This window comes from Cupriavidus sp. KK10, assembly GCF_018223725.1.
Lineage (GTDB): Bacteria > Pseudomonadota > Gammaproteobacteria > Burkholderiales > Burkholderiaceae > Cupriavidus > Cupriavidus necator.
In genome coordinates, this window is the sequence record NZ_CP073677.1 from 4,905,875 (window position 1) to 4,916,498 (window position 10,624).

At 63.1% G+C, this 10,624-nt stretch carries 12 protein-coding genes; 3 read left to right on the plus strand and 9 right to left on the minus strand.

Features of this window, described 5'->3' with window-relative positions:
* Nucleotides 1-437: 437 nt before the first annotated feature.
* Nucleotides 438-881: a CzcE family metal-binding protein gene (locus KB879_RS40225; protein ID WP_211979817.1), complete on the minus strand. Its 444-nt coding sequence runs from the start codon at nt 879-881 to the stop codon at nt 438-440.
* A gap of 498 nt (nt 882-1,379) precedes the next feature.
* Here KB879_RS40225 and KB879_RS22845 point away from each other — a divergent pair, with 498 nt between their 5' ends.
* Entirely contained in the window at nt 1,380-2,633 is a 1,254-nt protein-coding gene (locus KB879_RS22845) for an IS256 family transposase (protein WP_211982273.1), read from the plus strand.
* 101 nt (nt 2,634-2,734) lie between these two features.
* On the opposite strand, the gene KB879_RS22850 is transcribed toward KB879_RS22845, so the two are convergent.
* On the minus strand, nt 2,735-3,172 hold the full coding sequence (locus KB879_RS22850; RefSeq protein ID WP_211979818.1) for a YciI family protein: 438 nt from the start codon (nt 3,170-3,172) through the stop codon (nt 2,735-2,737).
* Nucleotides 3,173-3,324: 152 nt separating this feature from the next.
* Here KB879_RS22850 and KB879_RS22855 point away from each other — a divergent pair, with 152 nt between their 5' ends.
* Nucleotides 3,325-3,690 (plus strand): helix-turn-helix transcriptional regulator, encoded by a 366-nt coding sequence (locus tag KB879_RS22855; RefSeq protein WP_013957056.1) that lies wholly within the window; start codon nt 3,325-3,327, stop codon nt 3,688-3,690.
* A 40-nt stretch (nt 3,691-3,730) separates the two neighbouring features.
* Here KB879_RS22855 and arsB read toward each other — a convergent pair whose 3' ends face one another.
* The 7 genes from arsB to KB879_RS22890 all read right to left on the minus strand — a co-directional run bounded on the left by arsB (nt 3,731) and on the right by KB879_RS22890 (nt 9,922).
* A complete protein-coding gene (gene arsB / locus KB879_RS22860) occupies nt 3,731-4,807 on the minus strand; it encodes an ACR3 family arsenite efflux transporter (RefSeq protein ID WP_211979819.1) in 1,077 nt (358 codons plus the stop codon).
* Between the two features lie 16 nt (nt 4,808-4,823).
* Nucleotides 4,824-5,318 (minus strand): arsenate reductase ArsC, encoded by a 495-nt coding sequence (locus KB879_RS22865; protein WP_013957058.1) that lies wholly within the window; start codon nt 5,316-5,318, stop codon nt 4,824-4,826.
* Between the two features lie 14 nt (nt 5,319-5,332).
* Nucleotides 5,333-5,815: an ArsI/CadI family heavy metal resistance metalloenzyme gene (locus KB879_RS22870; protein ID WP_211979820.1), complete on the minus strand. Its 483-nt coding sequence runs from the start codon at nt 5,813-5,815 to the stop codon at nt 5,333-5,335.
* A 13-nt stretch (nt 5,816-5,828) separates the two neighbouring features.
* On the minus strand, nt 5,829-6,143 hold the full coding sequence (locus KB879_RS22875; protein WP_013957060.1) for a helix-turn-helix transcriptional regulator: 315 nt from the start codon (nt 6,141-6,143) through the stop codon (nt 5,829-5,831).
* Between the two features lie 118 nt (nt 6,144-6,261).
* Nucleotides 6,262-6,957 carry a hypothetical protein gene (locus tag KB879_RS22880; protein ID WP_211979821.1) on the minus strand — a complete coding sequence of 232 codons (696 nt, stop codon included), beginning with the start codon at nt 6,955-6,957 and terminating at the stop codon, nt 6,262-6,264.
* Nucleotides 6,958-7,058: 101 nt separating this feature from the next.
* On the minus strand, nt 7,059-8,444 hold the full coding sequence (locus KB879_RS22885) for an alkaline phosphatase (RefSeq protein WP_013957062.1): 1,386 nt from the start codon (nt 8,442-8,444) through the stop codon (nt 7,059-7,061).
* 26 nt (nt 8,445-8,470) lie between these two features.
* Entirely contained in the window at nt 8,471-9,922 is a 1,452-nt protein-coding gene (locus tag KB879_RS22890) for an alkaline phosphatase (protein ID WP_211979822.1), read from the minus strand.
* A gap of 242 nt (nt 9,923-10,164) precedes the next feature.
* Between KB879_RS22890 and KB879_RS22895 the strand changes: the two genes are divergently transcribed.
* Entirely contained in the window at nt 10,165-10,563 is a 399-nt protein-coding gene (locus KB879_RS22895) for a hypothetical protein (RefSeq protein WP_211982275.1), read from the plus strand.
* Nucleotides 10,564-10,624 lie beyond the last annotated feature (61 nt).

Sequence of the window (10,624 nt, forward strand, 5' to 3'; positions counted from 1 at the left end):
TCGGCAGCTGGCTGCGCCGCCCCGGCGCCAGTGCCAGCCTGTTCATGAACATGGTCATGGTGATGCGCATGCTCGTGATGATGACCAGGATCGGACTGATCCTGAGCCGAGGTATGTGCACCGGCGCTGTGGCGGCCAGGCTCGGTTGCATCGCGTTCGTTGCTTGTCCTGTTCATCCTGGCTTCCTTCAGTTGTTGGGCCGGGCATCCACTGCGTCATCCGGCTTGCCTTTTACCTTCATGACACGCTCCTTACGCGAAGATGACGGCCATTCGAGATGGGACGTCCATGTCACGCCTGATGACGCCAGCTTAGAGGTTCCCATCGTTGGAAGGTCAAGGGCAAGGAGGCACGGTGGCTGGACTGCTCTCAAAGGCCAACGCGCTCGGGTCCAGGATGAGTTGGCCGCCAACGAGAAGTCGCCTTCAGGGGCGAGGTCAGCCGCCGGTGAAGAGATGACTACGGTCGATATAGACGCGTACACCTTGAGCATCCGGCACGCCCGGCAAGAGGACCCCCAGGTCTACGTTCGTTCCGCGAATCGATTCGGCAAACTTCCACGTTGCCTCCTGCTCGCCACTCCTGAACGTCACGGTCTCGCTGGACGCAACGTTGACGTACTTCATGCCGGAGGTCACCGCCACGGTGCGGGAAGCTGTTCCTGCAGCTACCTGGCTGCCAAAAAGGGCGGCCTGCGAACCGACACGCGTTGCGCTTACCTGCGCTGCTGCCGGAGCTGCGGCGGGTTCTGCGGCCTGGCGCTGAACATGCTGCGCCACGTCGTCGCCGGCGTTGGTCTTCGACTTATCGGTGCTCCATGCTGTGGAGATGGACAACGCCGAAAGAACCAGCGCGACAGCCACGGACTTGTTGGTTTTCATGGTGCACTCCATTGAAGTTTCGAGGCATCGACCTCTTGAATCAATGGTATGAGGCTATCTCTCACCGGGGCGTTACGCAGCCATTACATGCCGGTAAGCTGTAGTGCCACTAGCCTGTCCAGTCGGCGATGCCGTTCGCGGATGAGTACGTCAGAAGGCAGGCATTCATAATTGCCCTGAAGAACAGCCGACGTTGCTTGACCTTCCTCCCATGGGAAGGTCCATTTGAATGACGATGTCCTTGCCGTGTTCAGGCGGACATGCGAGCAAGAACAATATGTCGTCGCCGATCTTCTCCTGAGCGCCCTCGAAGCCATGGCTGGTCAAGGCCAGGACAGCCGGCAACTGGACGAGACGTACCTAGTTTTGGCGAACTGCTGCGCGCCTGAAAGCCGCGGCAATGCGTGGGATACCGCCCCCGGAGCCTGTCAGATTTCTTGTGTGTTGAGGTCATGAGACGATATCGAAAGAAACGCCCTTATGACCGAAACAACAAGCATGACCAAGAAGAGCAAGAAATCGAGCGCGCCGAAGCTGTTTCCGGATGAGTTGATCGATCAACTGCTGGCTCAGGTACAGAACAAGGACGCCGAGTCGATTCTCGGTGAATCAGGCTTGGCCGGCCTGCTCAAGAAGCAGTTGGCCGAGCGTATGCTTGCCGCCGAACTGACGCACCATCTGGCCAGCGAGGCCAAGCAAGGCAAGAGCGGCAATCACCGCAACGGCAGCAGTGCAAAGACCGTCATCACGCCCAACGGCGAGCTGGAACTGGACATTCCGCGCGACCGGCAAGCCACCTTCGAGCCGCAACTGGTCGCCAAGTACCAACGCCGGCTGTCCGGCTTCGACGACCACGTAATCAGCATGTATGCACGCGGGATGAGCGTGCGTGAGATTCAGGGCCATTTGCAGGAACTGTATGGGCTGCAGGTCTCGCCCGACCTGATTTCCACCATCACCGACGAAGTGCTGGCCGAGGTCGAACAATGGCAGCAGCGCCCGCTGGAGGCGATGTACCCCATTGTCTACTTCGACGCGCTGCGCCTGAAGATCCGCGACGAAGGCACCGTCAGGAACAAGGCGGTGTACCTCGCGCTGGGCATCCGCGCCGATGGGCGCAAGGAAGTCCTCGGCCTGTGGATCGAGCAGACCGAAGGCGCCAAGTTCTGGCTCAAGGTCTTCAACGAACTGAAGAACCGCGGCCTGGAGGACATCCTGATCGCCGTGGTCGATGGCCTGCGCGGCTTCCCCCAGGCCATCGAGGCCGTCTACCCGGGCGCGCAAATCCAGACCTGCATCGTCCACCTGATCCGCAACTCGCTCAACCTGGCGAGCTGGAAGGATCGCAAGGGCCTGGCGACCGCGCTCAAGCCGATTTACCAGGCTGCCACGGCCGACGCCGCCGCCGGCGCGCTGCAGGCGTTCGCCGCCAGCGATTGGGGCCGGAAATTCCCCACGGTGGCCGACATGTGGCGCCGCCAATGGGAACAGGTCATCCCGTTCTTCGTCTACCCGCCGGAAGTACGCAGGATCATCTACACGACCAACGCCATTGAAAGCATGCACATGCAGTTGCGCAAGATCGTCAAGAACCGAGGTCACTTCCCCAGCGACGAGGCGGCCAGCAAGCTGCTTTACCTGGCCTTGCGCAACATCGAGAAAGATTGGAAGATGCCGCCCATCACCTGGAAACAAGCGGCCAACCAGTTCGCCATTCTCTTCGGTGACCGCTTCACCAACGCCCTACGCTGAGATTTATTTAACCGACCTCAGCACACAGAATTCCTGACACCTCCCGCCCCCGCCTCGCAGACAAGCGCGAGGCACCTTGCCCTGTGCGTTTGGGGCTCCCGTCAGCGCGCCTTGTTCGCAAGCGCTTCTACTTCAGCGCGCAACCGCTCTTCCTGCTCCCGCAGTTCTGGCGTGAATTCAGCACCGAAGTCCTCGACCTCAAACAGCGGGCGAATCTCGATTTCGGACTCGCTTTCCATGGGGTTGGGGCAGCGCCTGACCCATTCGACAGCCTCATCCATTGACTCGACCTGCCACAACCAGAATCCGGCAACGAGTTCGTTGGTTTGCGGAAACGGCCCATCCGTCACAGTCCGCTGGTCGCCCGAAAAGCGCACCCGCTTTCCCCTGGCGCTCGGGTGCAAGCCCTCGCCCGCAAGCATGACGCCTGCCTTGACGAGCTCTTCATTGAACTTGCCCATTGCCGCAAGCAACTCCGTGCTTGGCATCTTGCCGCTTTCTGATTCGCTCGTGGCCTTCACCATCACTATGACACGCATTGTGTTCCTCCTAGACGGAATCGTTGGCGCCACAAAATACCGAAGCGGAGCCGCTGCGGCAGTGAGCGCCGGAACCAGGATCCAATCAGAATAGTTGAATTCGACAGCACCTGACTTGCGCGGACCGCGCCAGTGCCTCTACAGTTCGACCGATGAAGAATGAAACTGCCGTAGCAGCGCTCGCTGCACTTGCCCAGGATTCCCGATTGGCGATCTTCCGCTTGCTGGTCCAGGCCGGCCCGGACGGCGTCAGCGCGGGCCGGATCCGCGAAGCGCTGGGTGTGGCACCCGCGACGCTGTCCTTCCATCTGAAAGAACTGGTTCACGCCGGCCTCATCAAAAACACACAGGAAGGCAAGTTCGTGATCTATCGAGCCCAATTCGAGACGATGAACGCGCTCATTGCCTTCCTGACGGAACATTGCTGCGAAGGCAATCCGCAAGGCTGCGGCGTGCCGGATGTAGCATGCAAGCCGGCGGCCACTAAACGCGGCGGCGTCTCGACCGAACCGGCCTGAGCATCACGGTCGTCGAGATCAGAGCGCCCTGGGGCGAGCGTCAGGCCTTGCGCCCCGCTTCATACCAGCCTTGGGTCCGATTGACGATGCCGACCACCAGCAGCATGACCGGCACTTCAATCAGCACCCCGACCACGGTTGCCAGCGCCGCCCCTGACTTGAAGCCGAACAGGCTGATCGCCGTCGCCACCGCCAGCTCGAAGAAATTGCTGGCGCCGATCAGCGAGGACGGGCCCGCCACGCAATGCGCCACACCCAGCTTCCGGTTCAGCAGATACGCCAGGCCGGAATTCAGGAACACCTGGATCAGGATGGGCACCGCCAGCAGCGCGATCACCAGCGGTTGCTCGATGATGGCCTGGCCCTGGAAGGCGAACAGCAGCACCAGCGTCAACAGCAGCGCGGCGATGGAATACGGTCCGAGCTTGCCCACGACCCGCTGGAAATGCGCCACGCCCTTGCTCAGCAGCAGCTTGCGCAGCACCTGCGAAATCGCCACCGGCACCACGATATACAGCGCAACCGACGTCAGCAGCGTATCCCACGGCACCGTGATCGACGACAGGCCAAGCAGCAGTGCCACCACCGGCGCGAACGCCACCACCATGATGGCATCGTTCAGCGCCACCTGCGACAGCGTGAAATACGGGTCGCCCTTGCAGAGCTGGCTCCAAACGAACACCATCGCCGTGCACGGTGCCGCAGCCAGCAGGATCAGCCCGGCGATATAGCTGTCGAGCTGCTCGGCGGGCAGCATGGGCGCAAACAGGTGCCGCACGAACAGCCAGCCCAGCAGCGCCATCGAGAACGGCTTGACCGCCCAGTTGATGAACAGCGTCACACCGATGCCGCGCCAGTGAGATTTCACCTGGCCCAGTGCGCCGAAGTCGATCTTCAGCAGCATCGGGATAATCATGATCCAGATAAGGATGCCGACCGGCAGGTTCACCTGCGCGTACTCCATGCTGCCGATCGCCTGGAACGCGCCCGGCATCGCCTGCCCCAGCGCAATCCCGACGATGATGCACAGGGCAACCCAGATGGTCAGGTAGCGTTCAAAGAAGCCAATGGCGGGCTTCGTCGAAATGGGGGCGTGGGTGGTTGCGTGCTGATTCATTGGAGTTCCGGCGCCTTCAGTTCTTCGCGATCGCGTTGAGTGCGTCCTGCAGCTGCGCATTGCTCATGCCTTCCAGCGGCAACGCCAGCAGTTGCAGCATGCGGTAGCCAATGGCCTCGCGCGTCAGCTCGAATGCCAGGCGCTTGCCTTCGTCGCCGCCCAGGGCGTTGGACGGATCGGCATAGCCCCAGTGCACCTTGACCGGGCTGCCAGGCCAATAGGGGCACTGCTCCGCCGCGGCGCTGTCGCAGACCGTGATCACGATCCGCATTTCCGGCGCGTTGTCGCCGACGAATTCGTCCCAGCTCTTGCTGCGGTAGCCGGTCACGTCGACACCGGCATTGGTCAGCGCCTCCAGTGCGAACGGGTTCAGGCGCCCGCTCGGTGCGCTGCCGGCGCTGAAGGCGCGCACATCCTTGCCGAGCTTCCTGGCCCAATGGTTGAGCATCCCTTCGCTCAGCACACTGCGGGCGGAGTTATGGGTGCACAGGATCAGAACGTTGGTGGTCATGGGAGAAGGTGTGCTCAGCAGCACGACGAGTTGGAGTTCACCGCAATCCCGATCGGCTTGCCGCGCGGGGCACGCGGGGCACAGCAGGCGGAGCCTTCGGCGGACGTCGGTTCAGACTTGCTTTCACCAAATACAGGTACGTTGCCCAGCGTATGGAAGTGCTCCCATGCAATGCCCTGTGGATCGGTAACCCAGTGCTTTTCGCTGCGGGCATAGCAGCAGGTGGTTTCACCCTGGTCCAGCAGCGCCATATCGGCCGCCTCGGCGCGCGCTTTCAGTTCAGCAAGCTCGGCGGCGTCATCAGTCTGGAAACCGAGATGGTCGACGCCCGCCCCCTGGCCGCGCGTGGAGATTGCGAAGTTGATGCGCGGATCCTCGAGCATCCATTTGGCGTAGTCGCTCTCGACTCGCGTCGGTTCAGAGGCAAAGAGCTTCGAATAGAAGGCAATGCTCTTGCCAAGGTCGTCGACATGGACGTGAACGTGAAAGCGCTTCATCTGGACATCTCCATCAGCAGTGACAGGAAACCGCCGCTTCCTCGACGCCTTCGCAGCAATTGGCGGTCAGGTAGCCGAGCAACGCATTCATATGCGCGAAAGCGGCGCGATAGATCAGGTTGCGTCCGTCCCGCTCCTGCGTCACCAGGCCGGCGTGCGCCAGTTCCTTCAGGTGGAACGACAAGGTGGCCGCAGGCACGCCCAGCCGCTCGACCATCGCGCCGGGTGTCATGCCACCCGGGCCGGCGACGACCAGCATCCGAAAGACCTGGAGGCGCAGCCCGTGGGCCAGTGCCGCAAGGGAGCGGACAACATCATTCTCTTCCATATTTCTACAATACTGGAAATGTGGGATTGATGCAATACCCGATCCGGCGAAGCGCTGCGGGCGCCCTGCCCGCCGTCCGCGTCGTTCCTGGGACAACCTGGCCCGCGATGCCCGCGTCCTAGTCCATCAGATCCGTGTACTCACCTTTCGCATAGGGCCTTGTGCGGTTCCACGGAGCGGGTTGCGGCAAGGCAGCGGCGGTCACCCGCGTGATCTTCTTCTGCGTGCCGCTGGCATTGCGCGACTGGACCAGTCGCGGATACTGGCCAGCCACGTCCCACTGGACCGTCACCTGTTCATCGCCGCGCTTTGCGCGGTACTCCTGCACACCGCCGCGCGCAGGGCCGCTTGCGCTCATGGTCTTGAGCGCTGCCGGATCCAGCAGGTGGTAGGCGGTCGCCCACGAGCCGTCGAAGCCGACGTTGCCATACTCGGCCGGGCTGACTTCGAAGGTCTTGCGCATGGCGTCGCTGACCAGCCGCACCGACAGCTTGCCGGACGGCTGCCGCTCGATCCAGCGCGCGGCGGCCGACATGTCCATGTGCTTATGGCCCTTGTCTGCCTTGGCGTGCTCGGCTTCGTCATGCGCCCCTTGCGGGATCTCGCGCTCGATCCAGACCGTGCCGCCCTCGCGGTAGACACGTTCGGTGAAGTAGATGTCGCGACGCACACCGTCGGCCCCGATCGCCGACAACTCATGCTGCACGCGCAGCGCCAGGGGGCCGGTGGCCTTGGCCGGCTCTGCCGCCACGGCGGTGAAGGCTGCCGAGACCAGCAGCAGTGCGAGGACTGGAGTGGCTTGCTTGGTTTTCATGAAATCCGTTCAGAAAGCGAAAATGCGCACGCCGGCAAACCGGCGCGCGCATGGCATCAAAAGACACTGTGCTCAGTCGTGCAGCAAGGCCGCGGCCGCCATCAGAGGCCCAGCGCGGACTTCACGACGCTGAAGACCTTGGTGTTATCGATGGTGCCCTTGAGCGCGGCATTGCCCGGCCCCGTCGAGAACAGCATCACATCGCCGCCGCCGTGGGTTTCCGAGCCCGGCGAGCCGAGGTTCACGCCGACTTCCTGCAGGTAGCCGTCGGCCGTGGTGTCCACCAGCGCGGGATTGTCGCGCGGGGACTTGCGCGGACCACCGCCGTTGCCAAACACCAGCGTGGTGTAAGGCAGGCCGTCGGCCGCCGTGGCCGGCTGCTTGGTCTTGATGTCCGTCACCGTGCCCAGGATCGGGTTGCCGCGATGCGAGTAGCCGTTGATCGTCATCGTGTGGTCGTGGTCGGCGGTGACGACGATCATCGTGTTCGACAGGTCCACCATCGACAGCGCACGCTTGATGGCATCGTCAAACGCGATCGTGTCTTCCAGCGCGCGCTTGGCGTTGGTGCCGTGCAGCGCATGGTCGATCCGGCCGCCCTCCACCATGAGGAAATAGCCGCTGCCGTTCTTCTGCAGGATGCGGATGGCCTTCTCGGTCATGTCGGCCAGGCTAGGCTCGTCGACATTGTTCTTGACGCGGTCCAGCTCGTAGTTGAGGTGGTCCATGTTGAACAGGCCGAGCAGCTTGTTGGTGGATGCCGGATCCACGGCTTTGAACGCGGTGCCGGTGGTCACATAGGTGTAGCCCGGGAACTGCGTGGTCAGGTCGACGCCATCCGTGCGCTTGCCACCCGCGGCACTGGGCAGGAACTGGCGGCGGCCGCCGCCAAGCAGCACGTCCAGGCCGTCCTTGAGCGCCGTGTTGTAGCCGGCGTTGCCGGGCGTTGCCTGTGCGGCGATGTTGTTCTCGCCGTCGCGGTGGCAGACGTGCGAGAAGGTGGCCGCCGGCGTCGCGTGCGTCACGCGCGTAGTGGTCACCGCGCCGACCGACTTGCCGGCGGCCTTGGCCAGTTCCAGCACGGTCACGACCGGCGAGCCGTTGCCGCTGGGACAGGTGCTGTCACCGGCGCTGGTCACATAGGACTTGCCGGTGCCGTCGCTGGCCTTGGTATCAGCCGACATGGAGATGACTTCGTTGTTCATCTTCACGCCGGTCATGTAGGCCGCCATCGACGGCGCGCTGTCGGTGGTCTGCGCGTCGTTCGAATACGTCTTCACGCGCGCGGTGCGCTTGAGCGACTCCATGTTGAGCTTGCCCGTCTCGCCATACTTGTAGATGCGCGAAGCGGTGACGGTGGTCGGGCCCATGCCGTCGCCCAGGAAGAAGATGACATTCTTGGCCTCGCCCGCGGCTTGCGCAGGGAGGGCAATGCAGGCGCAGGCAGCCGCAACTGCGGACAGGCCGGTTCGAATGATGAGTTTCATGGCGTTATTCCGTCAGCGATAGTGGCTTAGAGGTCGATGGCCGTCTTGATCAGGCCGAACACCTCGGTGTTGTTCATCACACCGGTGAAGGATTCGGCACCATTGCCCAGTGCGCCGATAAAGACATCGGTGCCGCCATGGGTCTCGCCACCTGCCGCCATCGGGATCGCGGCTTCCTGGTGATAGCTCTTGTCGTAGACCTGTGCATCGGTCAGCGCGGTGCGCGTGGCCGGGCGGTTTTCGCCGTTGCCGAAACCGATGATGGTGAAGGGATTGCCGCCGGAGTCCGTGGACAGTGCGCCGGTCACGTAGTTCTTCAGCAGGCCCAGCACGCCGGGGTTGCTGTCGCTGGTGGGGCCGGTGCGCTTGGCGTAGCCATTGAGTACCAGCGTGTGGTCATGGTCGGCGGTGACGACGATCAGCGTGTTCTTCAGGCCCGGGTCGATCACGTTGAGCTTGTCGATGGCGGTCTTGATCGCGGTGTCGAAGGCCACGGTGTCCTGTAGCGCCTTGCGCGCGGTGGTTTCATGCAAGGCGTGGTCGATGCGGCCGCCTTCCACCATCAGGAAGAAACCCTTCTTCTTCGCGGCAAGCACGTCGATGGCCTTGCTGGTCATCTCCGCCAGGCTCGGCTCGTCGCCGGGAACGCGGTCCAGGTCGTAGGCCATATGGCTGGACGTGAACAGGCCTGCCACCTTCTTGGCGCTGGCGGCGTCGATCTTGTCGAACTCGGCCTTGCTGGACGCGTAGGTATAGCCGGCCTTCGTCAGCTCGCCAACCAGGTCGCGGCCGTCGGTGCGGGCGCCACCCGCGGCCTTGCTCTGGAAGTGCTTGCGGCCGCCGCCGAAGATCACATCGACGCCGTCGCCTAGCGCGCTGTTGTAGCCGGCGCCGTTCGGCACCAGTTGCGCGGCGATGGTGTTCTCGGCATCGCGGTGGCAGACGTGCGCGTAGGTCGTGGCGGGAGTCGCGTGCGTGATGCGCGTGGTGGTGACCACGCCGGTGCCATAGCCTGCCGTCTTCATCTGCTCGAGCAGCGTCGGCACGCTCTGGCCGTTGCCGGAAGCCGGGCAGGTGCTGTCCGCGCCGGACAGATAGTCCTTGCCGCTGGCATCAAAGGCACTGGTCTCCGGCGTCATCGAGATGACTTCGTTGTTCATCTTGACGCCGGTCATGTAGGCCGCCATCGACGGCGCGCTGTCGGTCACCTGCGCGTTGTTCGAATAGGTCCGGATAAACCCGCTCTCGGGGAGCGTGTCCATGGTCAGCTCACCATCCTCGCCGACCTTGTAGATCCGCGCCGCAGTCATCGTCGCCATGCCCATGCCGTCGCCAAGGAAGAACACGACGTTCTTCGTGGGCGCGGCGCTGCCGCCAGCCGGCGGCTGCGTGACCGACGCATTGCTGTCATCATCGCTGCCGCACGACGCCACGGCCAGCGCCAGCAGCGGTGCCGCCAGTATTGAAAGACGCCTCATATTTCCTCCCCGTTGGTTTTGGCGGGAGGATGCACGACGAATATTTCGGCACCGTGACGCGTCACATATAGACGGCAACGTTGTCACTGCAGTCAAACATCGGAAAGTGCAGCATCAGGCAGCTCGCCATGATCGGCCTGTTGAAGGCGAACGGCCCACCTGTGCGGCGAGCTGCCGCAGTAGTGAAGCTGCCTGGTGACGCTGAACACTGCTATATTGTCGCCAAAACAGGCACCGCTCTCGTGGGTAAATCGCATCGCCGGCCATGGTTCGCCGGCTTCCTCCTCGTTGTCTTCCTGGCAGCCCAGCTGGCAGCGGCGGCGTACGCTTGTACCGGCAGCCGCCACCAGGCGGAACACAGCGGCACGATGGCGGCGATGACCGAGTCCTGTGCCGAGATGGCCGCCAGCGACAGCCAGCAAGGTATCGACCAGAGCGGGCTTTGCCTCGCGCATTGCCAGGCCGATGCCAAGAACGCCGACCATGCTTCGCCGCAGCTTCCGGCCTTCATGCCGGTGCTGATGCGCGTGATTGAGCCAACGCGCGTGGTCCTGGCGGAGGTTCGCGTTGCGCTGCGCGCCGAGGCAGAGGCGCGCGGTCCACCACCCCTCACCATCCTTCACTGCAGTTTCCAGACTTAGCCTCCGGTTCGACGTCACCTGGTGCTGCCCGCCATGCGGGCAGCAGTCGTCGTTCCTGGAG

Excerpts from the sequence above, each read along its gene's own strand:
- KB879_RS40225 (WP_211979817.1), bottom strand. The coding sequence starts at position 881 with ATGAAAACCAACAAGTCCGTGGCTGTCGCGCTGGTTCTTTCGGCGTTG.
- KB879_RS22845 (WP_211982273.1), top strand. The coding sequence starts at position 1,380 with ATGACCAAGAAGAGCAAGAAATCGAGCGCGCCGAAGCTGTTTCCGGAT.
- KB879_RS22850 (WP_211979818.1), bottom strand. The coding sequence starts at position 3,172 with ATGCGTGTCATAGTGATGGTGAAGGCCACGAGCGAATCAGAAAGCGGC.
- KB879_RS22855 (WP_013957056.1), top strand. The coding sequence starts at position 3,325 with ATGAAGAATGAAACTGCCGTAGCAGCGCTCGCTGCACTTGCCCAGGAT.
- arsB (WP_211979819.1), bottom strand. The coding sequence starts at position 4,807 with ATGAATCAGCACGCAACCACCCACGCCCCCATTTCGACGAAGCCCGCC.
- KB879_RS22865 (WP_013957058.1), bottom strand. The coding sequence starts at position 5,318 with ATGACCACCAACGTTCTGATCCTGTGCACCCATAACTCCGCCCGCAGT.
- KB879_RS22870 (WP_211979820.1), bottom strand. The coding sequence starts at position 5,815 with ATGAAGCGCTTTCACGTTCACGTCCATGTCGACGACCTTGGCAAGAGC.
- KB879_RS22875 (WP_013957060.1), bottom strand. The coding sequence starts at position 6,143 with ATGGAAGAGAATGATGTTGTCCGCTCCCTTGCGGCACTGGCCCACGGG.
- KB879_RS22880 (WP_211979821.1), bottom strand. The coding sequence starts at position 6,957 with ATGAAAACCAAGCAAGCCACTCCAGTCCTCGCACTGCTGCTGGTCTCG.
- KB879_RS22885 (WP_013957062.1), bottom strand. The coding sequence starts at position 8,444 with ATGAAACTCATCATTCGAACCGGCCTGTCCGCAGTTGCGGCTGCCTGC.
- KB879_RS22890 (WP_211979822.1), bottom strand. The coding sequence starts at position 9,922 with ATGAGGCGTCTTTCAATACTGGCGGCACCGCTGCTGGCGCTGGCCGTG.